Source organism: Streptomyces sp. HmicA12 (genome assembly GCF_000373565.1).
GTDB lineage: Bacteria > Actinomycetota > Actinomycetes > Streptomycetales > Streptomycetaceae > Streptomyces.
On the sequence record NZ_KB891831.1, the window covers coordinates 126,351 to 153,005 of the forward strand.

Genomic DNA, 26,655 nt, shown 5'->3' on the forward strand with positions numbered 1-26,655 from the left:
ACGGTTGGCCCGACCGACGCAGCGATGACGAAGGAGATCCGCAGGTGCCGACCGGGGTGGCCATCCGCGATGTGCGCACGCAGCTGTTCGACGCCGCCGAGCGCGTCCTGCTGCGGGACGGCGCGGCCGGGCTGACCAGTCGGGCGGTCACCGACGAGGCCGGGTGCGCCAAGGGGGTGCTGCACCGGCACTTCGCCGACTTCGACGCGTTCCTGTGCGAGCTGATCCTCGACCGGGTCGAGGGGATCGACGCGCGGGGCGCGCAGCTGCGGGCGGTCGCCGGGTCCGGCTCGCTCGTCGATCACCTCACCGACGCCCTGACCGGCCTGTTCAGCCCCGTCGCGCTGGCGCTCGTCAGCCTGATCACCTTCCGCGACGGCCTGCGGGCCCGGCTGCGCGCGGCGGGCCGGCCGGGCGTCACCGTCCTCGCCCGCGCCACGGCCGTGGTCGTCGATTACCTCGGTGCAGAGCGCGCGGCGGGCCGCCTCTCCCCCGGTACCGACGTGGACACGCTCGCCCTCAGCCTCGTCGGCACGGGCCACCTGCTGTTCGCGGGCCGGGACGACGGCCCTCCGCAGCGTGCGGAGGTGCGCAGGATCGTGGAGTCGGTCCTCGCCGGGTCGCTGCCCCGGTAGAGGGGATTCCCGCTGCGGAAAAGGCAGTTGAGGCCGCGGCGCGGGCCCGCCATCATGGGCGCCATGGACACTGTCACGCCCACGGAGTGGATCGGCGTCGCCGCGTACGAGAACCTGCGCGGCCGTCCGCACCCGATGGCCGCCGTGCGCGCCTGACTGCGGGAGCACGGCATCGACTGGATGCCGTTCGGCCAGAACGAGGTCCGCTGGGACCACGCCTGTGGCATCGGGCCCGACGGACACTGGCACGGCTGGTTCGATGTCCAGGTCGACGGCGCCGCCCTGCGCCGGCTCGGGCTGCACCCCACGCAACCGACGGCCGCGGTCGACGGCCCTTCGCCGCCCGCCTGGTGGCATGCCGCCGCCGAACGCGCGGCGGGCCCGCCCCGGTGACCGGAGCGGGCCCGCGCACGACGCCTGCGTCAGGCCTCAGCCGCGTACCGTCTCCAGCTCGCGGTCGTCCTCCGCGGGCGGAGCCGAGGCGGTCAGCGCCTTCTGCAGCTTCTCGCCCTCCACGTCGACGTTCGGCAGTGCCTTGTCGAGCCACTTCGGCAGCCACCAGGCGCGCTTGCCGAGCAGTGCGAGCACCGCGGGCACGATCGCCATGCGGACCACGAAAGCGTCGAAGAGGACGGCGACGGCGAGGCCGAAGCCCATCATCGCGATCATGTCGTTGTCCTCCATGATGAAGCCGGAGAAGACGCTCATCATGATGACCGCGGCGGCGCCGACGACCCGGCCGCCGTGCCGGAACCCGGTGACGATGGCCTCGCCGGGCCGCGCCCCGTGGACGTAGGCCTCACGCATCCGCGTCACGAGGAACACCTCGTAGTCCATGGCGAGTCCGAAGACCACACCGATCATGAAGATCGGCATCATCGACATGATCGGACCCGGCTGGTCGACGCCGAAGATGTCCGCGAGCCAGCCCCACTGGAAGACCGCGACCACGGCGCCGAGCGCCGCCGCCACCGAGAGCAGGAAGCCGAGCGCGGCCTTGAGCGGGACGAGGACGGAGCGGAAGACCAGCATCAGCAGGAGGAAGGCGAGGCCGACCACCAGGAGCAGGTACGGGACCAGCGCGTCGTTCAGGGTCTGCGAGAAGTCGATGGTCATGGCCGTGGCGCCGGTGACCAGGATCTCGGAATCGGTGTCCGCCGCCCAGGACTTGGCGTCCGAACGGATCGTCTTGACCAGGTCCTCGGTCCGGTGGTCGCTGGGTCCGGTGGACGGCACGACCGTCATGATCGCGGTGTCACCGGCCTGGTTGACCTGGGCCGGGGTGACGGCGACGACGCCGTCGACCTTGGCCAGGCTGGCGCCGACCTCCTTCGCGGCACCGGCCGCGCCCTTCGCGTCGACGGTCACCATCAGCGTGCCGTTGAAGCCCGCGCCGAACGACTCGGACAGCATGTCGTAGGCCTTGCGCTGGGTGCTGTCCGGCGCGGACGAGCCCTCGTCGGGCAGGCCGAGTTCGAGGCTGGCCGCCGGCACGGCGATCGCGCCGAGGCCGATGACGCCGACGAGCAGGACCCCGAGCGGGCGGCGCAGCACGAAGCGGGACCAGCGGGTGCCGAGGTTGGGCTTGTCCGTGTCGGGCGCCGGGCCGGTCCGCTTGCGGTCCTTGCGGCGCAGCACCTTCTTGCCCGCGAAGCCGAGCAGCGCCGGGATCATGGTGAGCGCGATGAGCACCGCGATGGCGACGGTCGCCGCGGCGGCCAGGCCCATCTTGCTGAGCATCGGGATGCCGACGACGGAGAGTCCGGTGAGGGCGACGACGACGGTCAGGCCCGCGAAGACGACCGCGGATCCCGCGGTGCCGACCGCGCGGCCCGCCGCGTCCTCGCCCTCGTGGCCCTCGGCCAGCTCGGCGCGGTAGCGGGAGACGATGAAGAGCGCGTAGTCGATGCCGACGGCGAGGCCGATCATCGAGGCAAGGGTGGACGTGGTGCTGGACAGGTTCAGGACGCTGCCGAGCGCGGCGATGCCGGAGACGCCGATGCCGACGCCGATGATCGCGGTCAACAGCGGCATGCCCGCGGCGACCATGGAGCCGAAGGTGATGATCAGCACGATCGCGGAGATCGCGATGCCGACCATCTCGGCGGTGCCGCCCATCTCCTGGTCGGCCTCGACCGCGTCACCGCCGGCCTCGACGGTGAAGCCCTCGTCGCGTGCGTCGTCGATGGCCTTCGTGAGGGCCTCGTGCGCCTTGTCGGTCAGCTCGGTGCCCGCGACCTTGTACGTCACGGAGGCGTAGGCGGTGGAGCCGTCCTTGCTGACCGCGTTCGCCTTGTACGGGTCGGCGACCGAGGCGACCTGCGGGCCGTCGCCGAGCGCGGTCACCAGCTTCCGCACATCGGCCTTGGGGGCCGGGTCGGTGAGCTTCTCGCCCTCCGGCGCGCGTATGACGACGCGCGCGGTCGCGCCCTCGGCGCTCGCGGCGGGGAACTTCTGGTCGAGGAGGTCGAACGCCTTCTGCGACTCGGTCCCCGGCATGGAGAAAGAGTCGGCCGGCGGGGCGGGCGCGGCCGACGACGCGAAGCCGATCCCGCCGAGCAGCAGCACCCACAGCAGCGCCACATAGCGGCGGCGCCTGAAGGACAGCCGGCCGAGTTTGTACAGGAACGTAGCCACGGCGAACGGGACTCCCGTCGGGGTCATGGGGCAGGAGCGACCGCCTGGGGATGGTGCGTCGTTGCACGTCAGGACGGTCGGCAGGATCGTTCCTCTATCGTCTCCGCCCGCGCGGGCCCGCAGGTCAGCCTCTGAGCCACAGTCCGCGCCCACGGCTGCGGTAGGCGCGAACGGCCAATGTCATACCCGGGGAGGAGTCGTGCCCTATACGTGTAAACCCCACGGTGGAGCCCGACAACCTGCTCGGGCCCGGTACCTGAGCATGCCCTGAGAATGCGCCCAGGATTGTTGACAATCTGGTTGACGCTTGGTGCGGTGGGTGCGGGGCCGCCCCTCGCGCCCCTTGGATCACAGGAGACATGACGTGAAGCACAGGGCCATCAAGCGCAGGAACTTCGTGATCGGGATCGGTGCGACGGCGGGTGCCGCGGCGGTCGGTGGCGTCGCCCTCACCGCGCAGGCGGCGCCGGAGAGTACGTCGCGCACGGCGAAGGAGCTGGGCTCGCTCGCGTTCGACAAGGACGCGTACACGGAGCTGACCACGACCGTCACCACGGGCGACGGCGACAAGGAGGTGAAGTACCACTTCTGGAAGGCGATCACGTACGTCGCGAACCCGGTCGACGAGACGTACCAGAGCCTCAACGTCAGCGTGCCGGTGGAGATCGACGGCACGCCGGTCGACGCCTCGGACGCGCCGATCCTGTTCGCCAACTCCGTCGGCGGCTACATGCCGTCGTCGGTGGCGGACGCGGACGGGATCGGGGGTGGCGGCATGCCCGGCGGGGGCGGCGGCATGCCGGGCGGCGGCGTTTCCCCCAGCGCTTCGGCGCCGGGCGCCGATGACAACACCAACGCCACCGGGGGCGCGCTCAGCAGCAACCAATTGCTGGCCGTCGCGGCCGGTTACGTGGTCGTCGAGCCCGGCGCCCGCGGGCGTACGCTCACCGACTCCGACGGCACGTACTACGGCACGGCGCCCGCCGTGATCGTCGATCTGAAGGCCGCCGTGCGTTACGTGCGCGCCAACAAGGGCCGCATACCGGGGAACACGGACCGCATCGTCTCCGCCGGGACCAGCGCGGGCGGCGCCGTCTCCGCCCTGCTCGGCGCCTCCGGCGACAGCAAGCTCTACGCCTCGTACCTGAAGGATCTGGGTGCGGCCGACGCCTCGGACGCGATCTTCGCGACCGGCGCCTGGTGCCCGATCACCGACCTCGAGCACGCCGACGGCGCGTACGAGTGGAACTGGGGCGGCAACAAGCTGAACAGCGGGGCCCGGGTCGACCAGTCCGTGTCGAAGGACCTCACGTCGCAATTCGTCGAGTACCAGGCCCGGTTGAAGCTGCGCGGCCTCGGCGGCTTCGGCGCGCTGAACGCCCGCAACTACGACGACTACCTGCTGAAGCAGTACCTGCGGCCGTCGGCGACGACGTACCTGAAGGGGCTGTCGGACGCGGACCGCGAGGCGTACCTCGCCGACAACGCCTTCATCACCTGGAAGAACGACAGGGCGACGTTCACGTGGGAGGACTACCTCACGCACGTGGGCGCGCGGAAGAAGGACGCCCCCGCCTTCGACCCCTTCGACCTGTCGTCCGGTGAGAACAACGAGTTCGGCGCGGGCACGACCGAGTCCCGGCACTTCACCGCGTACGGCGCGAAGAACGACACGACGGGCCTGGACAGCAAGCGGGTGGCGAGCGACATCCCCGGCAAGCTGGACCTGATGAACCCGATGTACCACCTCGGGAAGAAGAACCCGGGCCGCTCCAGGCACTGGTGGATCCGGCTCGGCACGAACGACACCGACACCTCGCACGTCGTCTCCGCGAACCTCGCGGCGAGCGCGTCAGGCCTCGGCGACGACGTGAACCACCTCTACTACTGGGACCAGGGCCACGGCGCCAACACGGACCCGGCGGACTTCATCGCCTGGATCGCCGAGGTGACGGGTCACAAGAAGAAGGGCTAGCCCCATCGGAAAGGGCCGCTCCCGCGCCATGCGGGAGCGGCCCTTTCCGATGGGTGGGATCAGGCCTTCGCGGCCGCCGTCGCACGCGCCTTGATGGTGAGCGCGGCCAGCGCCATCATCACCGCGCCGAACACCGCGGCGCAGGCGTACATCGTGAAGCCCAGGTCCGCGTTGCCCGCCGCGAGGAGTTCGCCGCCGACCCACGGGCCGAAGACCGCGCCGAAGCGGCCGATGCCGGAGACCCAGCCGAGGGCGGTGGGGCGGTCCTCGTCGTTGTGGTGGGTGCCGACCGTCGCGTAGACCATGGTCTGGCCGGAGAAGAGGAGCAGCCCGGCGAAGAAGACGACCACGTACAGGACGCCGACCGACATCTCGACGCCCATGAGGTAGACGAAGACCGCGGTGAGCGTGAACCAGGCGATGACGACCTTGCGCGGGCCGATCCGGTCGGCGGTGCGGCCGGCGATGAGCATGCCGCAGATGCCGCCGACGTTCAGGAACGTGGAGAAGAGGAGCGAGTCGCCGGTGTCGTAGCCGAGTTCGACCATGATCTTCGGCAGCCACTGGCCGACCCCGTAGACGAGCAGCAGGCCCGCGAAGGACGTCAGCCAGAAGCACAGGGTGGTGGACCACTGGCCGGCCCGGAAGAGGTTCTTCAGGGCGGCCAGTTTGTCCGTGCCGCGCTCCTTGACCTCGGGCAGTTCGGTGCCGAAGTCGGCGGCGAGCTTCTCGGCGTCGGAGCGGCGGCCCCGGGTGAGCAGGTTCGTCGGCGACTCGGGCAGCAGCTTCAGGGCGAGGGGCAGCAGGATCAGGGCCGGTATCGCGGAGGCGATGAAGGCCGAGCGCCAGCCGAAGTCGTCGACCAGCCACAGCGCGATGAGCGGGGCGAGGGCGCCGCCCGTCTGGTGGGCCGTCATGATGACGCCGGTGGCGAGCGCCCGGCGGCCGCGCGAGGTGAACTCCATGCCGTACGAGATCGCGATCGGCAGCAGCGCGCCGAGCCCGAAGCCGCACACGAGGCGGAAGAAGCCGAACTGGCCGGAGGTCTGGGACCAGCCGGTGCCCAGCGTGGCGATGGTGAAGATCACGACGCTGACCAGGACCGTGTTGCGGCGGCCGATCCAGTTCGACGCCATGCCCGACAGGATCGTGCCGATCAGCATGCCGAAGGTCGAGTAGCTGCCGATCGTGCCCGCCGCGGAGTCGGTGAGCCCGAGGCTCTTGCCGCCGAGCATGTGCGGCAGGACCGAGCCGTAGATGAACGTGTCGATGCCGTCGAGCAGGACGAGCGCCCAGCACAGGGCGATGACGGCGTTGCGGCTTCTGCGGGCCGTCGTCCCGCTCGCCTGCGCGAGCGAGGAGGTGGCGGAGGAGGACATCGTTGTTTCCTCTCGTGCGGGAGCCAGGCAGGGATTCCTGGTCCCGGGCGGCAGGTGCGGTGGGGCCGGTGCGGGGTGCGACTCACGCGGCCGGCGTCGTGGGGAGTGTCGTAGACGCTAAGAAGTCGCCACCACTACGTCAACACTTTTGTTAACAATCTCAGAAAAGATTTCGGCCCCGGTGCCGCACGCGCGTCGCACGCCCGCCGCGCGGCTCTCCCCGGGGCCGGAAAACGCAGGTCAGGGCTGGACTGGAGGCGTGCCGTGGGTGTGGAACGACTCGATCGTCCGCAGCCCCCACGCCTGGCCCTTCCTGCGCTCCTCCTCGGTCCACGTGATCAGTGGCCAGTCCGGGGCGAGCACGAGCCGGGTGAGCGGGTTGCACAACTCGATGCGGTTGCCGCCGGGTTCGTAGACGTAGAGGAAGAACGTCTGCTGGATGGCGTGCTTGTGCGGGCCCGTCTCGATGAACACGCCGGAGTCGATGGCGAGGTCGGCGGCGCGCAGGATGTCCTCGCGGGTGTCGGTCGCGAAGGCGATGTGGTGCAGGCGACCCTCGCTGCCGGTCCAGTCGGACGTGTAGACGACGTCGTACGACTTGTCGGTGAAGGTCAGCCAGCGGGCGGCGATCTTCCCGGTGTCGAGGCGGATCTGTTCCGTGGGGCGGGCGCCCAGGACCTGTTGCTGGAACTCGGCGTTGGCGAGGACGTCGGCCGCGAGGAAGTTGATGTGGTCGAGGCGGCGGACGCCGACGCCGCGGTTGGGCTTGGCCTGCGGCTGGTTCTTGAGGGACGGCTTGAGGCGGTCGGGGGCTCGGTAGTACTCGCTCTCCCAGTACAGGGCGTGTTCGTGGCCGTCCGGGTCGGTGGTGACGTACAGCTTGCCGAGGCCGGGTTCGTCCTCGACCCACTTCCCCGTGCCGCCCGCGTCCTCGACGGCCTTCACGCGGCGCCGGAGCGCCTCCTCGCTGGAGGTGCGCAGGGCGAGCCGGCCGAGTCCCGGCTGCTCGCGGGCGGTGAGGACGAGGCTGTGGTGCTCGTAGTCGTCGAACGTGCGCAGGTGGACCGTGTCGCCGTCGCGGCCGTTGACGGTCAGGCCCAGGAAGTCGGTGAAGAAGGCGACCGAGGCGTCCAGGTCCGGGGTGAAGAGCTGGGCGTGGCCGATGTGGGCGATGTCGCCGAGGGGCGGGGTCACTGCTGGCCTCCTGAGGGGTGTGCGGGGACGGACGGGCGCGGGAACACCGTGCCGTCGAAGATCTTGCGCGCCGTGCGGACCACGGCGGTGCGGCGGGCGCGGGGCAGGCCGTCGGGGCCGAGGCCGATGCCGCTCTCGATGTCGGTGAAGCCGGTGGGGTGCTCGATGCGGAGCCGGTCCCCCTCGGCGGGCGGTTCGGCGATGGCGGTCCCCACGCCGCCCTCGATGCGGATCCCCGCCGCCACGCTCGCCGCGCCGAGCACGCCGATCGAGGTGTGGCAGCGGACCGGGATGAAGGTGCGGGTGGTGACGGCGCCGCCGTGCCGGGGCGGGGCGAGCAGGGTCAGTTTGGGGACCGTGGTGGCGGACACGTCACCGAGTCCCATCAACTCACCTGCCGCCAGGCGGATTTCGCGGAGCCGGGCGGCGAGTTCCGTGTTCGCCTCCAGCTCCTCCGGGTCCTCGTGGCCGGTGACCTCGAGCGCGACGGCGGGGATCAGGACCGTCGGCATGCCGTTGTCGACGCAGGTGACGTCGACGCCCGCGACCGTGTCGCGCACTTTGCCGGTGGGCAGCAACTCCCCCTTCCCCGGCGGGAACTCGATGACCACGGCGGCCGCGGTCCCCGGCACTCCGGAGATCTCCGCGTCGCCCGCGTAGTCCACGTGACCGCCCGGGGTCGGGAACGTAGCCGTGGCGAAGTCGCCGGAGTTCACCATGCGGATGCGCACGGAGGTCCGCGGATCCGCTGCCGTCACCAGGCCGCGCTCGACGGCGAACGGGCCGACCCCCGCGAGCAGGTTCCCGCAGTTCTGACGGTCCGACACCTCCGGCCGGTCCACGCCGACCTGGAGGAAGAGATAGTCGACGTCGGCGTCGGGGTCCGCCGACGGGGACACCATCGCGACCTTGCTCGTCAGGGGGTGCGCACCGCCGAGCCCGTCGATCTGGCGCGGGTCGGGGCTCCCCATGACGCGCAGCAACAGGTCGTCGCGGGCCGCCGGTTCGGCGGGCAGATCCTCGGCCAGGAAGTACGCGCCCTTGGAGGTGCCGCCGCGCATCAGCAGGCAGCGGACCTCCGCGGGCCCGGTCACGATCCGGCTCCGGTGTGCTCCTCGTACGTCCGGTACTCGACGCCGAGGTCCTCCAGGGTCTTGCGCAACCCGTAGCGGTCGAGGCCGAGTTGGCCGTCGATGAAGGCGGCCTGGGTCGCGGCTTCCTTCTCCTCGCGGGCCTGTGACTTCTCGGCGGCCTCGCGGGCCCGCTCGCGCGGCACGACCACGACGCCGTCGTCGTCGGCGACGATCACGTCACCGGGCCTGACGGCCTGGCCGCCGATGACGACGGGGACGTTGACGCTGCCGCCGGTCGCCTTGACGGTGCCCTGCGCGGAGACGGCCGCCGACCAGGCGGGGAAGCCCATGTCCCGCAGTTCGGCGGTGTCGCGGATCCCGGCGCCCGTGACGACGCCGCGCACGCCGCGCCGCTGGAGCGCGGTGGCGAAGAGCTCGCCGAACATGCCGTCCGTGGACGGCGAGGTGGTGGTGACGACGAGGATGTCGCCCTCGCCGCACTGCTCGACGGCCGCGTGGATCATGAGGTTGTCGCCCGGCCAGGACAGGACGGTGACAGCGGTGCCCGCGACCCGGGTGTCCCGCTGGTTGGGGCGCAGGTGGTGGCCGAGCAGACCGGTGCGGCCCATGGCCTCGTGGATCGTGGCGACGCCGTACCCGGAGAGGGCCTCGACGTCCTTGGGCTCCGCCTTCGGCGGTCCTGTGACGATGACGCCGGGCATCAGGCGAGCTCCTTCGCGATCTGCGGGTAGGGGCGCATGTAGGCCTCGGCCATGGTCGTGTGGGCCAGGCCCAGGTTCGGGCCCGCGTTCCGCTTGAGCTGCACTCCGCGGCGTACGGCGAGATCGGTGTAGTAGTCCCACAGGTGCCGCTGGGCGCCCAGGCACTCCATGGCCGCCCGCTTGGTGTCCCAGACCTCGGTGATGTCGAGCAGCACCTCGGGCTTGAAGCCGCTCATCTCGGGCTGGTGCGGCTCGAAGTAGAAGACGGGCGGGGCACCGATGATCTCGCCCTCGCCGGGGTAGCCGATGGCCTGCGCGAGGACGCGGGCCTCCAGGGCCATGCGGTTGGCCGCCGGGTGGTCGCCGTTGTACGGGTCCTCGACCGGGTGCGTGAGGACGACGTCGGGCTGGGTCTCGCGGTAGACGGTGACCAGCTCGTCGGTCAGCTCGGCGGTGGCCACCAGCGGGTAGTCGCCGGCGTCGAAGAAGCGGACCTCGGCGCCGAGCGCGGCGGCGGCGCGCTCCGCCTCGTCGCGGCGGATCGCCTTGATCTCGTCGAGCTTCTTCCCTTCCCGCCAGGCCTTGGCGGACTCGCCGCGCTCGCCGAAGGTCAGGCACGCGATGGTGACCTTCTCATCCCGGGCGGCGGCCAGCGCGACGGCACCGCCGGCCCGCCACACGAAGTCCCCGGCGTGCGCGGTGATCACCAGTGTCGAACGTGGGGCGGTGGCGGGCGCGCCGTTGCCGTTGCCGTTGGTCATGCTGCATCTCCTCGGTGACAGGTGTGCACCCGCCCCAGGAGCGCTGTCAGTCGTCGCGCAGGGCGGCGATCACGCTGCTGAGGTGGGCGCGAACGGCCGTCTCGGCCGCTTGCGGGTCCCTGGCGCGGATCGCCTCGATCACTGCCAGGTGCTCACTCAGGGACTGCTGCGGACGCCCCGGGCGCAGCGCCAACTGGAAGCGATGGCGCACCAGTTGGGCGTTGAGCCGCTCCAGGAGACCGACGGCCGTCTGCTGGCCGGAGATATCCCGGATGCGGGCGTGCAGATCGTGGTTGAGCTCGGAGTACGTGATCGGATCGCCGTCGGCGACCGCCTTGGACATGGCCTTGCCCAGGTCGGTCAGCTCGTCGAGCTGCTCGTCGGTGGCGACCTCGGCCGCCTTGGCCGCGCACAGCCCTTCGAGCGCCATCCGGCACTCCGTGATCTCCACGGCCTCCGCGATCGTGACCACGCGCACTCGTGACCCGCGGTTGCGGATCCGCTCGACCAGCCCTTCGGAGGCGAGGTCGAGCAGCGCGGCACGGATGCTGGCGCGGGTGACGTCGTACTGCTCGGCGAGTTCGTTCTCCACCAGCCGCTGGGCCGGTGCCATCTCGCCGCGCAGAATCGCCTGCCGGAGCCGCTCCAGCGCGTACTGCTTGGCCTGCTCTCCGGAGCCTGGACGGGCTTCCTTCGGCATCTGCCCTCCCTGAGTGAGTGCCTGTCGACGCTAAATCTAGGCGAACAGAATTGTCAACGATTTTGTTTGCACACCTCATCTGCAGTTTTCCCGCCCGCGACATCCCGGCACGGACACTCCGGGCGGCACGGCACCCCGCCCGAGACCCCCAAAAACCCGTGCCTCACCGGGAGTTCACCGACCGGTCGGCCGTGATTCGTCTGTCCACCGCCTTCGCCACACGGCAAGATCACAAGATGTGTCCGCCATGTCCCCGACAGACGGGAAACCCTCAGTGGCCACCCCTCGCGCCACCCTCCTCGCCCTCGCCACGGCCGCCGCCGCGTTCGCGGTCACGGCCGCCGCGCCCGCCCAGGCCTTCGGCTCCCTGCCCGCCGTCGCGCCGCGCGCGGAGACCACCGCCCTGCACGACGACACCGCGGGCGGCGACGCCGACGCCGACGACCCGGCGATCTGGCGCGACGCGGCCGACCCCGCGCGCAGCCTCGTGATCGCCACCGCCAAGCAGGGCGGGCTGCGCGTCTACGACCTCGACGCCAAGGAGGTGCAGTCGCTGCCCGCGCCCGCCGCACCCGGCGCCGACCACGCCCCCGGCCGGTTCAACAACGTCGACCTCGTGCACAGCTCGCGCCTGCACGACCTCGCCGTCACCACGGACCGCGGCACCGACCGGCTGCGCGTCTACCGCATCGACCCCCGCCACAAGGGCGGACCGCTCACCGACGTCACCGACCCGCAGGCGCCCGCGGTCTTCTCCGGCTCGCAGGACGAGATCGACGAGCAGCGCACCGCGTACGGTCTGGCCACGTGGACCGATCCGGCGTCGGGCCGCTCCTACGCCCTCGTGAGTCAACGCGAGCGCACCCGCCTCGCGCTGCTGGAGCTGACCGCGCACCAGGACGGCACCGTCGGCTACACGAAGGTCCGCACCCTCGACCTGCCCGCCTCCTTCCGCCTGCCGAACGGCTCGTCGTGGTCGCCGTGCGCGGAACCGGGCGAGCTCCCCCAGGTCGAGGGCATGGTGGTGGACCCCGCGAACGGCACGCTGTACGCCGGGCAGGAGGACGTCGGCATCTGGCGGCTGCGCGCCGACCTGACCGGCACGCCCCGGCTCGTGGACAAGGTGAAGGAGTACGGGGTCCCCGCGACGTACGACGAGGCCACCGAGGAGTGCGCGGCGGGCGCCGACCCGGGCTTCGGCGGCAAGCACCTGACGGCCGACGTCGAGGGCCTGACACTGGTCACCGAGCGGGACGGCGACGGACTGCTGCTCGCCTCCAGCCAGGGCGACGACACCTTCGCCGCCTACGACCGCGAGGTGTCCGACGGCAACGCGTACGAGGGCGGCTTCCGCGTGACGCCCGCCTCGGCGACGCTCGACGGCTCCGAGGAGTGCGACGGCGCGGCCGCGCTGAACGCGCCACTCGGCCGCCGCTACCCGCACGGCCTGCTCGTCGTGCAGGACGGTCACGACGCCCCGGACGAGACGGAACGCCCCTCCACCGACTTCAAGTTCGTGGACCTCGGCGCGGTCACGGACGCGGTCGACGACTGACCCGACGTCCGCACCGACGCCCTGGGGCGAACCGGCTCACTTGTGGCCCGGGTCGCCCCAGGGCTCTTCCAGCGCGGCCCGCAGCGCGTCGACCGCCGCCGCGCCGATGCGGTCGGCGAGGCGGGCCTCCAGGCGGTCGAGCGCGCGGCGCGCCCGGTCGTGGGCGTGCCGCCCCGCGGGGGTGCGGCGGATGAGGCGCTGCCGGGCCGACGCCGGGTCGGGCACCTGCTCAAGAAGTCCGGCGGCCACCAGCGCGTGCACCGCCTGGTGCACGGTCTGCCGGGTCACGCCCATCCTGCGCGCCAGCTCCGAGACGGTGGTGCCGCCCTCATCGAGCACCGCGAACAGCTGCGTCTGCGTCGGCGTCACGGGCTGCACACCGCCCGCCTCCAGTGCAGCGAGCAGTCCTTCCTCGAACCAGCGCCGCCCCTCCCCCAGCAGCTGCGCCAGATCGCGTCGCGTCTCGGTCACTTCTTCCTCGCCCTCGCGAACCCTCGACGACCGACCCCTTGCCCGTCACCCGTCTCACGTGTCAGGGTACCTGACGCATATCGTCAGGCACCCTGACACGAAGGAGTGGGCAACCATGACCATGGAGTTCGCGACGCGCTACCGCAGCGCCTCCCGGATACCGGCCGATCCGACGAAGCCGTACGTGATCGAGAAGGGCGAGGGCGACCGCGCCCATCTCTTCGGGGACCTGATCACGATCTACGCGGGCGGTGAGCAGACCGAGAACACCTTCAACTTCTTCACCGTGGAAGGGCCGAAGGGCGACATCATCCCGGCGCATCTGCACGCGGACACGCACGAGGTGTTCTACGTGACACAGGGCGCCGTCCGGCTCTTCGTCGAGGACACCGAGGGCGCGCAGTCCGAACGGCTGCTCACACCGGGCGACTTCGGCTTCGTACCGAAGAACTGCCCGCACGCCTACCGCATGGAGCGCCACCACACCCAGGTCGTCGGGGTCGCGGCAGGCCCCGGCCACACCTTCGAGCGGTTCTTCGAGAACCTCGGCACGCCGACGGAGCAACTCGGCCTGCCCGCCCGGCCATTCGTGCCCGAGCCGCACAAGTTCGGTTCCGTACCGCAGGAGTTCGACGTGCGGTTCCTGCCCGAGCACCAGTGGCGCTCGCAGTGAAGCCGGCCGAACTACGGGCACTGATCGCCGCCCCGCACCCCGACATCGCCCCATTGCCGCCCGCGGCCGGGCGCCCTGGCGGGGTGCGGATGCTGCGCGGAGTGCCGTACGGGAGCGTGGAGGGCGCCCGGCCGCTGGAGCTCGACCTGTGGCTGCCGGGCCCGGGACCGGATCAACTCCCCTCCCCCGTCGTTGTGTTCGTGCACGGCGGCGCCTGGCGGCGCGGGCGCCGTGACGACCTGGGCGTGACCACGCGCTCCTGGGACCCGGGCCCCTTCGAGCGGCTCGCGGCGGCCGGGTTCGCGGTGGCCTGCGTCGACTACCGGCTCAGCGGCGAGGCGACGTTCCCTGCCCCGCTGGAGGACCTGCGGGCGGCGCTGCGCTGGCTCGGCCTGCGGTCGGCCGAGCTGGGGATCGACCCGCTGCGCACGGTGGTGTGGGGCGAGTCGGCGGGCGGGCATCTCGCCGCGCTGCTCGCGCTCACGCACTCGGAGCCGCGGCTCGCGGGGGCGGTCGTCTGGTACGGGCCCGCCGACCTGACGACGCCGCGGCCGCCGTTCGACCCGGCCGACCGGGCGACGCCGGAGGCGCTGCTGCTGGGCGCGGCGCCCCTCGACGCACCCGAACTCGCCGCCGCCGCGAGCCCGTTGCGGCAGGTCCACGGGGACGCCCCGCCGTTCCTCGTGATCCACGGCGAGGCCGACACGATGGTGGCGTGCTCGCACGGCCGGGACCTCGCGCGGGCGCTGCGCGCGGCCGGCGCCGAGGTGGACCTGCACACGGTGGCCGGAGCCGATCACGGCTGGTACGGCCTGGACGACGAGGAGGTGGAACGCATCTTCGCGCGGTCCGTGGCGTTCGCCACCGCCGTGAGTTGATCTCTTTCCCGGACGCCGGTCTGCTGGCAGATTGGGCCGCGCACCGTTCATCACCGTAGAGAGGTACGCCATGAGCCCGCAGTTCGGCGACTATCAGTACGAGATCTACCTCGACGGGCTGCGCGGTGTCGTCCCCACCATGCCCATGGAGTTCGGGGAACTGGAGCAGCGGGCCCGGGCCGCGCTGCCGCCGTCCATCTGGTCGTACGTCGCCGGGGGCGCCGGGGACGAGCACACCCAGCGGGCCAATGTGCGGGCCTTCGAACGGTACGGGCTGATGCCGCGGATGCTGGTCGGCGCGGCCCAGCGCGATCTGTCCGTCGACCTGTTCGGGCTGCGCCTCGCGTCGCCGCTGTTCATGGCGCCGGTCGGGGTCATCGGGCTGTGCGCGCAGGACGGGCACGGGGACCTGGCGACGGCGCGAGCGGCGGCGCGCACCGGTGTGCCGATGGTGGCGTCGACGCTGTCGGTCGACCCGATGGAGGACGTGGCCGCCGAGTTCGGTGACACCCCGGGTTTCTTCCAGCTGTACACGCCGACCGACCGGGCGCTCGCCGAGAGCCTGGTGAAGCGGGCCGAGGCGGCGGGCTTCAAGGGCATCGTGGTCACCCTGGACACCTGGGTGACCGGGTGGCGCCCGCGCGACCTGTCGACCGCCAACTTCCCTCAGCTGCGCGGGCACTGCCTCGCCAACTACACCTCGGACCCGCGCTTCAGGGAGCTGACCCCGTCCGACGATCCGCAGGCCGTCGTGGGCTCCTGGGTCGGACTCTTCGGCAACCCGCTGACCTGGGACGACCTGCCGTGGCTGCGTTCGCTCACCGACCTGCCGCTGATCCTCAAGGGTGTCTGTCACCCCGAGGACGTGCGGCGCGCGCGGGACGGCGGCGTGGACGGCATCTACTGCTCCACCCACGGCGGCCGCCAGGCCAACGGCGGCCTGGCGGCGCTCGACGCACTGCCCGGTGTCGTCGAGGCGGCGGACGGGCTGCCGGTGCTCTTCGACTCCGGGGTCCGCTCCGGCGCCGACGTGGTCAAGGCGCTGGCGCTGGGCGCGACGGCGGTCGGTGTCGGACGCCCCTACGCGTACGGGCTCGCGGTCGGCGGCGAGGACGGCCTCGTGCACGTACTGCGCTCACTGCTCGCCGAAGCGGACCTGACCATGGCCGTGGACGGCTATCCGACCCTCGCCGATCTGACCCCGGAGTCTCTGGTCACGCTGCCGCGTCACTGACCGGAAGCACCGGGAGCAGCTGCGGGCGCCGGGCGCGGCGCCCGTCACCGGAGGATCGGCCGCGCAGACGCCGGCCGAGCCAGGGACCCAGGTGGCCCGCGGCCCAACGGAGGTCGGCGACGGCGGCGCGCCCGGCATGCGGTACCGGGGCGGGCGGGAGCGGCCGGGTCCAGGCGTCGTCGCTGCCGGGAAGCTCCAGCGCGTGCGCGACAGCGGCCGCGATCCGGGCGTGGCCGAGCGGGCTCGCGTGCAGCCGGTCGGGGCTCCACAGGCGCCTGTCGGTGAGGGCGAGCACGTGTTCCGTCTCGGCGAGGGCGACACCGTGCCGCTCGGCGGCGACGCGGATCCGGGCGTTGAGCGCGGTGACCCGTCCGGCGAGCGGGCGGGCCAGCGGGATCATCCGGCCCACGTCGGGGAAGGTCACCGTGGCGACCCGGGTGCCCGCGCCGGTCAGCGCCGCGTACATCGCCTCCAGGTGGCCGGCCGTCTCGTCGGCGTCGAAGGAGGGCCGCATCAGGTCGTTGACCCCGGCCACGACCGTCGCCAGGTCGGGGCGCAGGGCGAGCGCGGGCGCGAGTTGCTCGGCGCGCACCTGCCCGGCGAGCCGGCCGCGTACGGCCAAGTTGGCGTACCGCACCTCGCCGTCGAGCTCCGCGAGCCGCTCGGCCAGCCGGTCGGCGCAGCCGCGCAGGCCGGTCGTGTCGTCACCGTCGCCGAGGCCCTCCGTCTGGCTGTCGCCGAGAGCCACGTACCGCAGATAGGTCGTCATCGCCGCGCCCTCGCGGTGCGCAGGTCGAGAATCTCCAGGGCGCGTCTGCCCCACCGCAGGTTCTCCTCCTCCAGCGAGATGCCGCGCAGCAGCGTCAGGTACGGGCCGACGCGCTCGCCGTCCCGCAGGTGCGCCTCCTCCGTCATGCCCTGCAGCAGGTGGGCGCGTACGCGCTCGTACCGGGCGAGCTTGCCGGTCGCCCACGCCATGCGCTCCTCGATGTGGGCCCGCACGGCGGCCGTGTCGCCGACGTCCACGGCCTGCACCTTCACCATCAGCTCGTCCCGCACCGCGATCGGGCGCGGCTCCTTGACGGTGAACGCGACGAGATCGGCGCGCCCGTCTTCGGTGAGCGTGAACAGCCGCTTGTTGGGCCGGCGCTCCTGGGGCACGACCCGCGCCTCGATGAGGCCGTCCGCGGCGAGCCGCTCCAGCTCGCGATAGAGCTGCTGGGGCGTCGCCGCCCAGAAGTTCGAGACGGACACGTCGAAGATCTTCGCCAGGTCGTAGCCCGACGCCTCGCCCTCCAGGAGGGCCGCGAGCACCGCGTACTTCAGAGACATCTGGACACCGTACAGCGATGCGATTACTTTCATCCACACCTATTCAACAAATTGGGTATTGATCGAGAGAGGTGTCGCCATGCAGGCGTTCCGCAAGGCCGTGGAAGCGAACGACCACGAGGCGATCGAGGCGCTGCTCGCCGACGACGTCGTCTTCACCAGCCCGGTGGTCTTCAAGCCGTATCCGGGCAAGGCGATCACGGCGGCGATCCTGCGCGCGGTGACCCGCGTCTTCGAGGACTTCCACTACGTGCGGGAGATCAACGACGCGGGCGGCCGCGACCACGTCCTCGTCTTCGAGGCGCGCGTCGGCGACCGCTCGATCAGCGGCGCCGACTTCCTGCATGTGAACGACGAGGGCCTGATCGACGAGTTCACGGTCATGGTGCGGCCGCTGTCGGCGGCGAACGCCCTGCAGGCCGCCATGGCGGCGCAGTTCGACCGGATCGCCCAGGAGACCGCTCAGGCCTGACGGACCAGGTCGGCCAGCGCGGCCGCCGCCGCGGCGAGACCCTCGTGCGGGGTGACGGGTTCGTCCAGGTACACGTCGCGCCGCAGCTCCAGCATCAGCGCCGTGACGCGCGGGTCCTCGCCGTAGTACCGCAGCGGGACGTACGTGCCGGCGAACGGGGTGTTCAGGCCGACCTCCCCGAGCGGGGCGAACGCCTCGCGCGCGTGGGCGAGCAGGGCGGCCGGAGTGTGGAAGGGATCCGTGCCGAGGCAGACCGGCGGGCGCGGGCCCGAGCCGTGGAGTTCGTAGGGCAGGGCGCGGCTCGGGTAGGAGTGCACGTCGATGATCACCGCCCGGCCGGTCGCGGCGATACGGTCCGCCACCGCCCGGGTCATCGCCTGCGCGTACGGCTCGAAGTAGCGGGCGAGCAGGGCGTCCTCGTCCCACGGAGGTTCGGCGCGCAGGGGTGCGCGGTGCGTCGTGCGGGTGTAGACCGCGCCCATGCCGACCGCCCGCATCTCCTCGCGCTCGTCGGGGAAGCGCTCGGGGTCGACGACCAGCCGGGAGCGTGCGTTGACGAACCGCCACGGCGTCACGGGCGCGGCGCGTGCGGCGCGTTCGGCGAGCTCCTGGGTGTGCGCGTCGGTGATCAGGTCCAGCTCGCGCTCCAGTGCGGCGTCGTCGAGGACGATGCCGGCGCGGACGCCCGGCGTGATGGTGCGGGAGCCGTGCGGCACATGCAGGATCACCGGCGAGCGCGCGGCCCCGGGGATCAACCGGTGCGCCGGGCCGTGCTCGTCGCCTGATCTGACGGAACTGTCCGAGGTGTCCATGCCCCAACCCTCCCCCACGCGTCCCATTTTCCGGAACGTGGGTTTCGAGGTGTGGACCGGGGTAGGGAGCCCAGCCGTCCGCTACTGAACGACCGTTGAGTAGTGAGAGTGCGACAGGAGTACGTCACCTTGCCCGATGCCCGCTCAGAACTCGTCCGCCACCTGTGGATTCCGCTCGCCGACGGCACTCGGCTCGCCGCCCGGGTCTGGCTTCCCGACGGCGCCGCCCGGCCCGCGCCCGCGATCCTCGAGTACATCCCGTACCGCAAGAACGACGCGACGGCGTCCCGCGACAACAGCCTGCACGCCCGCTTCGCCGAGTGCGGCTACGCCGCCGTCCGCGTCGATCTGCGGGGCAGCGGCGACTCGGACGGGCTGATGCTCGACGAGTACGCGCAAGCCGAGCTGGACGACGGTGTCGAGGTCATCGAGTGGCTGGCCGCGCAGCCGTGGTGCGACGGGAACGTCGGCATGATCGGCAAGTCGTGGGGCGGATTCAACGGCCTGCAGATCGCCGCCCTTCGCCCCGCCGCCCTCAAGGCGATCGTGACCGTGTGCTCGACGGACGACCGGTACGCGGACGACGTGCACTTCACGGGCGGTTCGCTGATCGCCTCGGAGATGCTGCCGTGGGCGTCGACGATGCTCGCCTACAACGCCCGCCCGGCCGACCCCGCGGTCGTCGGCGACCGCTGGCGCGAGCAGTGGCTGCACCGCATGGCGGACACGCCGGTGTACGTCGAGGAGTGGCTGCGGCACCAGACGCGCGACGCGTACTGGAAGCACGGCTCGGTCTGCGAGGACTTCTCCGCGATCACCGCGCCGGTGCTCGCGGTGGGCGGCTGGTACGACCCGTACGTGGGCGCCGTGCTGCGCCTGCTGGAGGGTGTGCGGGCTCCCGTGCGAGCGATGGTGGGGCCGTGGGCGCACACGTATCCGCATCAGGCGGAGCCGGGGCCCGCGATCGACTTCCACGGTGAGGTCGTGCGCTGGTTCGACCAGTTCCTGCGCGGCCGCGACACCGGCGCCCTGGACGATCCGGCGCTGCGGGCGTGGCTGCCGCAGTGGGCGGCGCCGGGCGCGGACCGCGCGGTACGCCCCGGGCGCTGGGTCGCCGAGCGGAACTGGCCCTCGGAGCGGATCCAGGAGCAGGCGTTCGCGCTGGCCGGGGAGTCCGCCGGGGACGCCGCGACGCACGACCCCCTGCGCTACCGAGACGTCCACCTGGACAGCACGCGCGTGCTCGGCACCGCGGGCGGCAGCTGGCTCCAGTTCGGGGACGCGGCGGGTCAGTTCGGTCCGCAGGGCGGGGACGACGGGCTCGCGCACTGCTTCACCACCGCGCCGCTCGACGAGCGCGCCGAGATCCTCGGGGTGCCGGCGGTGACGCTGCGGGTGAGCGCGGACCGGCCGGCCGCGCAGCTCGCGGTGCGGCTCAACGACGTCGCCCCGGACGGCAGTTCGCGGCTCGTGACGCGCGGGCTGCTCAATCTGACGCACCGCGAGGGCCACGAGGAGGTACTGCCGCTGGAGACGGGCCGCACCTACGACGTGACGGTCCCGCTGCTGGCGACCGCGCACGCCTTCGCGCCCGGCCACCGGGTCCGGGTCGCGGTCTCCGCCTCGTACTGGCCGCTGGCCTGGCCGTCACCGGAGCCCGTCACGGTCACCGTGCACCCGTCGCCGACCTCCGAACTCCGGCTGCCCGTGCGGCCGTTCGACGAAGCGGACGCCGGGCTACGTCCTTACGGGGAGCCGCTGCCGGACCTTCCTGCCGACCTCGCCCAGACGCCGGGCGAGTCGACGCGGCGGATCGAGCACGATCCGGTCAGCGGTCGGACCGTGGTGGAACTCGCCGTGGGTGACGGCGAGTTCAAGGACCTCTCCGACGGATCGTGGCGGATCTCCGACTCCGTGGACCGGTTCTCGCTCTCCGAGGGCGACCCGCACTCGGCGCTCGTGGAGTGCGAGCGCACCGAGGAGGGCGGCCGCGGCGACTGGCGCTGGAAGGTCGTGACATCGAGCCGGCTCACCGCCGACCGGGACACGTTCAAGGTCAGCAACACGCTCACCGCATTCGAAGGGGACACGCAGGTGTACGACCGCACCACGGACGCCGTGATCCCCCGGCAGGGGATGTGAGGCCGATGCGCAGACGCACCCTCCTGACCGGCGGTCTCGCCGCGCTCGGCGCGGCCGGGGTCGCCACGGCGACCGGTTCCGTCGCCGGCACCGGGCCCGTCATCACGGTCGGCTCCAAGCAGTTCACCGAGTCGTGGGTGATGGGCGAGCTGTACGCGCAGATCCTCACGGCGCGGGGCTTCCAGGTCGTCCTCAAGTCCAACATCGGCAGCGCCGACATCATCGACCGGGCGCTGCGCGGCGGCCAGATCGACCTGTACCCCGAGTACACGGGCGTGATCCTGCAGACGTTCGCGCTGCCGAAGCACATGCCGACGACCGCGCGCGGCACGTACGAGGCGGCGAAGGCGTTCGAGGAGACGCGCGGCGTCACCCTGCTGAAGGCCACCCCGTTCCAGAACCGCAACGCGGTCGCCGTGCGCACCGCCGACGCCCGCGAGTACGGGCTGAAGACGGTCGGTGACCTGAAGAAGATGGGGAAGACCTCGTACGCCGAGTACCCGGACAACATCACGGGGCCGCTCGGCTACGACGCGATCGTCAAGGCGTACGGACTGCGCGACATGAAGGTGCGCCCGCTCAACATCGGGCTGCAGTACCCGGCGCTGAAGAACGGGGACGTGGACGCCGCCGACGTGTTCACCACCGACCCGCAGCTGCGCCGCTACGACTTCACCGTCCTCGACGACGACCAGGCGATCTTCGGGTTCCAGAACGTCGCTCCGGTCGTGCGCCGCTCCCTCGTGGACCGGTACGGCGCGCGGCTCACCGAACCGCTCGACGCCGTCGACGAGTTGCTCACCGAGGAAGCCATGCAGGCCCTCAACGAGGCCGCCGCGATGATGCGGCTCAGCCCCGCCAAGGTCGCCGACCGGTTCCTGCGCGCCAACGACCTGAAGTGACCGAGGAGCACCCACCCATGCAGAACAGTGCTGCCGCCGAGATCGTCTTCGACGCGGCCACCAAGACGTACGACGGATCGGCCGAACCCGCTCTCGACGCCCTGTCGTTGACCGTCCCGGCGGGCGAGATCTGTGTCCTGCTCGGCGCTTCGGGCTGCGGCAAGACCACGGCCCTCACCCTCGTGAACCGGCTGACCGAGTTGACGAGCGGCGACATCCGCATCGGCGACCGCAGCATCCGCGACCAGGACGTCATCGAGCTGCGCCGCGGCATCGGCTACGTCATCCAGCAGGCGGGACTCTTCCCGCACCTGACCATCGACGAGAACGTGGCGACCGTGCCGCAGGTGCTCGGCTGGAAGAAGCCGAGGATCGCCGAGCGGGTGCGCGAGCTGCTCGAACTCGTCGGGCTCCCGCACAAGGAGTACGGGCACCGCTACCCGTCCCAGCTCTCCGGCGGGCAGCGTCAACGCGTCGGCATCGCAAGGGCGTTGGCGGCCGATCCGCCCATCATGCTCATGGACGAGCCGTTCGGCGCGCTCGACCCGGTGACGCGCGAGCACGTCCAGGACGAGTTCCTGCGCCTCCAGGAACAGGTGGGGAAGACGACGCTGTTCGTCAGCCACGACATCGACGAGGCCGTCCGGATGGCCGACCGCGTCGCGATCCTCGCCAAGGGCGGCAAGCTGCTCCAGTACGACACCCCGGAGCGCATCCTGCGCGCGCCCGCCGACGACTACGTGGCCCGATTCGTGGGCGCGGACCGCGGGTTGAAGGCGCTGACGCTGCGCACGCTCGGCGACCTGAAGCTGGAGCCGGCCACCGAGGAAACCGCAGAGGCCGCCGTGCTCCGTACCGGCGACACCCTGCGTACGGCCCTGTCGGCGCTGATGGCCGGTGCCGCCGAGCGGCTCGCGGTGGCGGACGGCGACGGGAAGACCGTCGGCTCCGTCACCGTCGACCTGATACGGGAGGCGGCGTGAGCCTGCTCGCCTCCGGGCCGCAACCGGTCATCCCGGACTTCGGGACGGTCAGTTCGTGCGTGCGGGACAACGGCGTGTTCTGCGTCGACTGGTTCACCGCGAACTTCTCCAGCGTGTTCGGGCCCGCCCTGGGCCAGCACGTCCGCCTCACCGTGATCGCGGTCGGCATCGGGTTCCTCATCGCCTTCCCGCTGGCGCTGCTCGCGCACTTCCGGCGGTGGCTGATCAAGCCGCTCGGCGGGCTGACCTCGTTCCTCTACACGATCCCGCCGATGGCGCTGTTCACGCTCCTCGTCCCGGTGTCGGGGCTCTCCGTGCTCACCGCCGAGATCGCGCTCGTCGCGTACACGCTGATGGTGCTGTTCAAGTCGACGCTGAGCGGCCTGTCCGAGGTGCCCGACGACGTACGGCGGGCCGGGGTCGGCATGGGCCTGACCCGGCGGGAGATCCTGTGGCGGATCGAGCTGCCGCTCGCGCTGCCCGCCGTGATCAGCGGGCTCAGGGTCGCGACCGTCACCACGATCAGTGTGGTCGAGGTGGCGGCGTTCATCATCGACCAGGGGCTCGGTTCGCCGATCATCCAGGGGCTGCAGTCGCCGTTCAACACCCAGTTCATCGGGGCCGGACTGCTCGCTGTGGCGCTCGCGCTCGCCGCCGACGGGCTGCTCGTGCTCGTCGGCCGGGCGCTCACCCCGTGGGCCAGGACGCGGAGGACCGTCTGATGCACACCTTCTGGGCGAGCTTCTCGTTCATGGCCGACCACTTCGGGCTGCTGCTCGACCGGACCGGCGACCATCTGCTGCTCTCCGCCGCCGCCGTCGCCGTGGCACTGGTGATCGCGGTGCCGCTCGGCGTGTGGCTGGGGCACCGGGGCAAGGGGGCGTTCCTCACCGTCAGCATCTCCAACATCGGGCGTGCGCTGCCGTCCCTCGCCCTGATCGCGATCTTCCTGGGGCTGCTCGGCATCGGCTTCGTGAACGTGATGACGGCCCTCGTCGTCATGGCCGTGCCGCCCGTCCTCACCCACGCCTATCTGTCGGTGGAGCAGGTCGACGCCGATCTCGTACGGGCCGCGCGCGGGATGGGGCTGACGGAGTGGCAGATCCTGTGGCGGGTCGAACTGCCCCTGGCGCTGCCGGTGTTGTTCACGGGCATCAGGATCGCCGCCGTGTACGTCATCTCCAGCGCGACCCTCGCGGCCGTCGCCGGCGGCGGCGGGCTCGGCGACATCATCCTCAACCAGGTGTCGTACGGCCTGTCCGGGGTGATCGCCGCCGCACTGTGGGTGGCGGTGCTCGCGCTGGCCGCCGACGGCCTGTTCGGGGCCGTCGGCAACCGGCTCGCGCCGCGCGGCACCCGGGTTCGGTAGCCCGGGTCGCAGCCCCCTTCGCGTCGCATGAGGCGCCCGACCTCCGGCAAGACCCTGGGGGTGCGCCGATCGGACGAGTGGTGGACAACGACCACAGCGACGTCAGGGGCGGGGCCGTGGTTCGGCCCCGCCCCTGACGAACTACGGCTGGATCACTGCCCCCGCGAGGCTCCTGTCACTTGACCGGCCCCGTGGGGCCGGTGAGCGGCAGCACGGTCTGGCACGTGACCGGGCGCGGGTGCGCGGGGTCGAGCGCGTTCAGCACGTACGTGAGGCTGATCGGGTCGTACGCGGCCTCCAGGTGGTCGGTGAGGTCCTTGGCGCAGGCGTCCTGAACGCGGATGTTCTTGACGGTCGCGCCCGGGCCCGCCGTGAGGTAGCTGTTCGTGTACGGCGTGACGACCTCGTCGTACTTGCTGGCGATGACCGTGTAGTCGACGCCGGGCACGGTGTCGCCGCCCGCGTCGAGCTCCTTGTTGAAGTCGGAGCCGATCTCCTGCTCGACGAGGGCCGGGCTCGTCTTGGTGAGCAGGTCGTTGGCGGGTTCCAGGATGTGCAGGGCGCGGCCCAGTTCGGTGATGCCGCTGAGGGTGGTGCCGTGGTTGGAGGGGGTGATGCCGATGAGCTTGGCGACCTTTCCGGCCGCGCTCGGGTCGTTCTTCAGGTAGTGACGGGGCATCGGGCCGCCGCCCTGCGAGTGGCCGACCAGGTCGACCTCGGCGGCGCCGGTGGCGGCCCGCACCTTGTCGACGAAGGTGCCGAGCTTCGCGGCGCTGGTCTTCATGGCGCCGGTGCCCTGGACCGCGGAGGACTCGTCGTCGGCGCCGTAGTTGAAGGCGAAGACGCAGTAGCCGTTGTTGGCCAGCAGGGGCGCGGCGCCGCGCCAGTTGTCGTTCATGTTCTCGAGCGTGCCGTGCACGAGGACGACCGGCTGCGGGTGCTCCGCGCTCGGCCTGCAGCCCCAGTCGTTGGCTCCGGGAGGCGCCTCACCCGCTTTGAAGAATCCCTTCAGGAATCCGCTGGTGAAGCTGTACTCGACCGGCTGCGCATCCTGCGTCGCGGCCGCGTTCGGAGCCCCAAGGGCGACCAGCCCGGAAATCCCCAGGGCGCCCGCGGCAACCGCGCCGAATATCTTGCGTCTCATTTCCAGTACCGTCCCTTGTTCTGGAATACCGCGACAATCGCGGCGTCGGACGGCGAGAAGCTAGAAGGGAGTCCGGGGCCACGGCAACGGTGTGGACCAAGAGATCCGTGGGGCGCGCAGGGCGGTGCCAGGATTGACCGACGGCCGATCACGAAGGTGTCATCCGCGTGAGTGCTTTGCCGGTGGCCCGGCTCGGACGAACGGCAATACCGCTGGTGAACGACCGACTAGCAGCGGTAGTTGACTTCATGTCAACACCTTGACCCGCGAGTAACCTCGTCCCATACTCGGCGGGACGGACGGACCTTGAGGTGGGGCATGAACGCTTCCGGCACGGCCGGCGCGCCGGGTTTCGGTGGCGCGTGGGTCGTCTTTCCGCAGCGCCTCGCGGCGGAACTCCGCAAGGAGAACCGCACGCTCGCAGCCGAGATCATCCATGAAATCCGCCGTCATATTCCGGAATTCTCCCGCCCGCTGTCCGGGCAGTTCGGAGCGTCCATCCAGAACGGGGTGGAAACCGCTCTCGCCGAATTCGTCGACCGCATCGAGGAGGGCGGCGGCGAACTCGACGCGCAGCGTCTGCCGGTCTACCGGGCCCTGGGCCGCGGCGAGCTGTCGGAGGGGCGCAGCCTGGACGCGCTGCAGGCCGCGTACCGGCTCGGCGCCCGGGTCGCGTACCGGCGTTACGTCCGGGTCGCCCGTCGGCTGTCGCTCGGCACGGACGCGGTGGCGCAGCTCGCGGAGACCGCGTTCACGCACATCGACGAGATCGCGGCCGCGTCCGTCGCCGCGTACGCGCAGGCCCAGGCCGACGCGGCCGGCACGCTCGGGCGCCGCAGGCACCGGCTGCTCACCCTGCTCGTCGCGCCGGACCCGTCCCCGGGCCCCGCGCCGCGGACCGCGCGGGCGGACGCCGTGCCCGACGACGTGCTGATCCAGGCGGCCCGGGACGCGGAGTGGGTCCTGCCGGAGACGGTGGTGGCGGTCGCCCTCGGCCCGCGCGTTCAGGGGCCGCGCGACGTGACGGCCCCGGCCCCGCGACCGGACGGCGCGGCGTCGCGCGGGCTGCGGCTGCCGTCCGTGGTCCTCGCCGACCTCGACGGGTCCGCGCCCTGCCTGCTCGTGCCCGAGCCCGCCGTGCATCTCGCCGATCCCCGGGTGCGGCAGGTGCTGCACGACCGGGTGGGCGTGACGGGGCCGGTCGTGCCGTTGCGGCAGGCCGCCGACTCCCTGCGCTGGGCCCGTTCGCTGCGCGCCCGGATCGCGGCGGGCGGGCCGGACGACGCGGACCGGCGGCTCACCGATCTGCTGCTGCTCGCCGACCCCCCGCTGGTGCGGCTGATGGCGGCCCGGCGCCTCGCCCCGCTCGACACGCTCACCCCGAAACAGCGCGACCGCCTCGCCCACACCCTGCTCGCGCATCTGCAGACCCCGCACGGCAGCGCCCCGGAACTCGCCGAGCGCCTGGCGATCCACCCGCAGACCGCCCGGCAGCGGCTGCACCACCTCCAGCGCCTGTTCGGCGAGCAGCTCACCGATCCGGACGCCCGCTTCGAGCTGGAGGCGGCGCTGCGGGCGGGCCTCGCCTGAGCCGCGCCGCCCGCAGGCCCGG

At 71.8% G+C, this 26,655-nt stretch carries 26 protein-coding genes; 14 read left to right on the plus strand and 12 right to left on the minus strand.

Going from position 1 to position 26,655, the window contains the following annotated elements:
- Nucleotides 1–44: 44 nt before the first annotated feature.
- Both B072_RS0130760 and B072_RS0130770 read left to right on the plus strand, forming a co-directional pair.
- Nucleotides 45–635 carry a TetR/AcrR family transcriptional regulator gene (locus B072_RS0130760; RefSeq protein WP_018533804.1) on the plus strand — a complete coding sequence of 197 codons (591 nt, stop codon included), beginning with the start codon at nucleotides 45–47 and terminating at the stop codon, nucleotides 633–635.
- A gap of 180 nt (nucleotides 636–815) precedes the next feature.
- Complete coding sequence (locus tag B072_RS0130770) at nucleotides 816–1,028, plus strand: hypothetical protein (RefSeq protein ID WP_018533806.1); 213 nt, start codon at nucleotides 816–818, stop codon at nucleotides 1,026–1,028.
- A gap of 36 nt (nucleotides 1,029–1,064) precedes the next feature.
- Here B072_RS0130770 and B072_RS0130775 read toward each other — a convergent pair whose 3' ends face one another.
- The gene (locus B072_RS0130775) at nucleotides 1,065–3,272 is read right to left on the minus strand and encodes an MMPL family transporter (RefSeq protein ID WP_026246478.1); all 2,208 of its coding nucleotides are present in this window, start codon (nucleotides 3,270–3,272) and stop codon (nucleotides 1,065–1,067) included.
- 364 nt (nucleotides 3,273–3,636) lie between these two features.
- On the opposite strand from B072_RS0130775, the gene B072_RS0130780 reads away from it, so the two are divergent.
- Nucleotides 3,637–5,247 carry a subtype B tannase gene (locus B072_RS0130780; protein WP_018533808.1) on the plus strand — a complete coding sequence of 537 codons (1,611 nt, stop codon included), beginning with the start codon at nucleotides 3,637–3,639 and terminating at the stop codon, nucleotides 5,245–5,247.
- 59 nt (nucleotides 5,248–5,306) lie between these two features.
- Here the strand turns inward: B072_RS0130780 and B072_RS0130785 are convergent, their stop codons facing one another.
- The 6 genes from B072_RS0130785 to B072_RS0130810 form a co-directional block, all read right to left on the minus strand.
- Nucleotides 5,307–6,626: an MFS transporter gene (locus B072_RS0130785; RefSeq protein WP_018533809.1), complete on the minus strand. Its 1,320-nt coding sequence runs from the start codon at nucleotides 6,624–6,626 to the stop codon at nucleotides 5,307–5,309.
- A gap of 240 nt (nucleotides 6,627–6,866) precedes the next feature.
- Entirely contained in the window at nucleotides 6,867–7,820 is a 954-nt protein-coding gene (locus tag B072_RS0130790; RefSeq protein ID WP_018533810.1) for a catechol 2,3-dioxygenase, read from the minus strand.
- Nucleotides 7,817–8,914, minus strand: a complete 1,098-nt coding sequence (locus B072_RS0130795; RefSeq protein WP_018533811.1) for a 4-oxalomesaconate tautomerase — start codon at nucleotides 8,912–8,914, stop codon at nucleotides 7,817–7,819. The genes B072_RS0130790 and B072_RS0130795 overlap by 4 nt, the downstream gene beginning before the upstream one ends.
- Entirely contained in the window at nucleotides 8,911–9,615 is a 705-nt protein-coding gene (locus B072_RS0130800; protein WP_018533812.1) for a 4-carboxy-4-hydroxy-2-oxoadipate aldolase/oxaloacetate decarboxylase, read from the minus strand. Before B072_RS0130800 ends, B072_RS0130795 begins: the two co-directional genes overlap by 4 nt.
- Nucleotides 9,615–10,376 (minus strand): PIG-L deacetylase family protein, encoded by a 762-nt coding sequence (locus tag B072_RS0130805; protein ID WP_018533813.1) that lies wholly within the window; start codon nucleotides 10,374–10,376, stop codon nucleotides 9,615–9,617. Before B072_RS0130805 ends, B072_RS0130800 begins: the two co-directional genes overlap by 1 nt.
- A 46-nt stretch (nucleotides 10,377–10,422) precedes the next feature.
- Nucleotides 10,423–11,076 (minus strand): GntR family transcriptional regulator, encoded by a 654-nt coding sequence (locus tag B072_RS0130810; RefSeq protein WP_018533814.1) that lies wholly within the window; start codon nucleotides 11,074–11,076, stop codon nucleotides 10,423–10,425.
- A 247-nt stretch (nucleotides 11,077–11,323) separates the two neighbouring features.
- Here B072_RS0130810 and B072_RS0130815 point away from each other — a divergent pair, with 247 nt between their 5' ends.
- A complete protein-coding gene (locus tag B072_RS0130815) occupies nucleotides 11,324–12,631 on the plus strand; it encodes a phytase (RefSeq protein WP_051127322.1) in 1,308 nt (435 codons plus the stop codon).
- A 36-nt stretch (nucleotides 12,632–12,667) separates the two neighbouring features.
- On the opposite strand, the gene B072_RS0130820 is transcribed toward B072_RS0130815, so the two are convergent.
- Nucleotides 12,668–13,102 (minus strand): MarR family winged helix-turn-helix transcriptional regulator, encoded by a 435-nt coding sequence (locus B072_RS0130820; protein WP_018533816.1) that lies wholly within the window; start codon nucleotides 13,100–13,102, stop codon nucleotides 12,668–12,670.
- Between the two features lie 115 nt (nucleotides 13,103–13,217).
- Between B072_RS0130820 and B072_RS0130825 the strand changes: the two genes are divergently transcribed.
- From B072_RS0130825 to B072_RS0130835, 3 genes are all read left to right on the plus strand, one after another.
- Nucleotides 13,218–13,775 (plus strand): quercetin 2,3-dioxygenase, encoded by a 558-nt coding sequence (locus B072_RS0130825; RefSeq protein ID WP_018533817.1) that lies wholly within the window; start codon nucleotides 13,218–13,220, stop codon nucleotides 13,773–13,775.
- Nucleotides 13,760–14,653 carry an alpha/beta hydrolase gene (locus B072_RS0130830; protein WP_018533818.1) on the plus strand — a complete coding sequence of 298 codons (894 nt, stop codon included), beginning with the start codon at nucleotides 13,760–13,762 and terminating at the stop codon, nucleotides 14,651–14,653. Before B072_RS0130825 ends, B072_RS0130830 begins: the two co-directional genes overlap by 16 nt.
- 70 nt (nucleotides 14,654–14,723) lie before the next feature.
- Complete coding sequence (locus B072_RS0130835) at nucleotides 14,724–15,887, plus strand: alpha-hydroxy-acid oxidizing protein (protein WP_018533819.1); 1,164 nt, start codon at nucleotides 14,724–14,726, stop codon at nucleotides 15,885–15,887.
- On the opposite strand, the gene B072_RS0130840 is transcribed toward B072_RS0130835, so the two are convergent.
- Together B072_RS0130840 and B072_RS0130845 are read right to left on the minus strand one after the other, a co-directional pair.
- The gene (locus B072_RS0130840; protein ID WP_018533820.1) at nucleotides 15,868–16,656 is read right to left on the minus strand and encodes an SGNH/GDSL hydrolase family protein; all 789 of its coding nucleotides are present in this window, start codon (nucleotides 16,654–16,656) and stop codon (nucleotides 15,868–15,870) included. The two genes, B072_RS0130835 and B072_RS0130840, sit on opposite strands and share 20 nt — an antisense overlap.
- Complete coding sequence (locus B072_RS0130845) at nucleotides 16,653–17,219, minus strand: PadR family transcriptional regulator (RefSeq protein WP_018533821.1); 567 nt, start codon at nucleotides 17,217–17,219, stop codon at nucleotides 16,653–16,655. The genes B072_RS0130840 and B072_RS0130845 overlap by 4 nt, the downstream gene beginning before the upstream one ends.
- A gap of 79 nt (nucleotides 17,220–17,298) precedes the next feature.
- Here B072_RS0130845 and B072_RS0130850 point away from each other — a divergent pair, with 79 nt between their 5' ends.
- Nucleotides 17,299–17,691 (plus strand): nuclear transport factor 2 family protein, encoded by a 393-nt coding sequence (locus B072_RS0130850; RefSeq protein WP_018533822.1) that lies wholly within the window; start codon nucleotides 17,299–17,301, stop codon nucleotides 17,689–17,691.
- On the opposite strand, the gene B072_RS0130855 is transcribed toward B072_RS0130850, so the two are convergent.
- Nucleotides 17,682–18,503: an N-formylglutamate amidohydrolase gene (locus B072_RS0130855; protein ID WP_018533823.1), complete on the minus strand. Its 822-nt coding sequence runs from the start codon at nucleotides 18,501–18,503 to the stop codon at nucleotides 17,682–17,684. The two genes, B072_RS0130850 and B072_RS0130855, sit on opposite strands and share 10 nt — an antisense overlap.
- 102 nt (nucleotides 18,504–18,605) lie before the next feature.
- Between B072_RS0130855 and B072_RS0130860 the strand changes: the two genes are divergently transcribed.
- From B072_RS0130860 to B072_RS0130880, 5 genes are read left to right on the plus strand one after another with little or no spacing between them, the layout of a single operon-like run.
- Nucleotides 18,606–20,645, plus strand: a complete 2,040-nt coding sequence (locus B072_RS0130860) for a CocE/NonD family hydrolase (RefSeq protein ID WP_106432969.1) — start codon at nucleotides 18,606–18,608, stop codon at nucleotides 20,643–20,645.
- Nucleotides 20,646–20,650: 5 nt separating this feature from the next.
- The gene (locus B072_RS0130865; RefSeq protein WP_018533825.1) at nucleotides 20,651–21,547 is read left to right on the plus strand and encodes a glycine betaine ABC transporter substrate-binding protein; all 897 of its coding nucleotides are present in this window, start codon (nucleotides 20,651–20,653) and stop codon (nucleotides 21,545–21,547) included.
- A gap of 17 nt (nucleotides 21,548–21,564) precedes the next feature.
- Nucleotides 21,565–22,530, plus strand: coding sequence for an ABC transporter ATP-binding protein (locus tag B072_RS0130870; RefSeq protein WP_018533826.1), 966 nt, complete (start codon nucleotides 21,565–21,567; stop codon nucleotides 22,528–22,530).
- On the plus strand, nucleotides 22,527–23,252 hold the full coding sequence (locus tag B072_RS0130875; RefSeq protein ID WP_018533827.1) for an ABC transporter permease: 726 nt from the start codon (nucleotides 22,527–22,529) through the stop codon (nucleotides 23,250–23,252). Before B072_RS0130870 ends, B072_RS0130875 begins: the two co-directional genes overlap by 4 nt.
- Nucleotides 23,252–23,899, plus strand: coding sequence for an ABC transporter permease (locus tag B072_RS0130880; protein ID WP_043245030.1), 648 nt, complete (start codon nucleotides 23,252–23,254; stop codon nucleotides 23,897–23,899). Before B072_RS0130875 ends, B072_RS0130880 begins: the two co-directional genes overlap by 1 nt.
- Before the next feature lie 175 nt (nucleotides 23,900–24,074).
- Here B072_RS0130880 and B072_RS0130885 read toward each other — a convergent pair whose 3' ends face one another.
- Nucleotides 24,075–25,043, minus strand: a complete 969-nt coding sequence (locus tag B072_RS0130885; RefSeq protein ID WP_018533829.1) for an esterase/lipase family protein — start codon at nucleotides 25,041–25,043, stop codon at nucleotides 24,075–24,077.
- A 318-nt stretch (nucleotides 25,044–25,361) separates the two neighbouring features.
- Between B072_RS0130885 and B072_RS0130890 the strand changes: the two genes are divergently transcribed.
- Nucleotides 25,362–26,633, plus strand: coding sequence for a helix-turn-helix domain-containing protein (locus tag B072_RS0130890; RefSeq protein ID WP_018533830.1), 1,272 nt, complete (start codon nucleotides 25,362–25,364; stop codon nucleotides 26,631–26,633).
- Nucleotides 26,634–26,655: the final 22 nt, after the last annotated feature.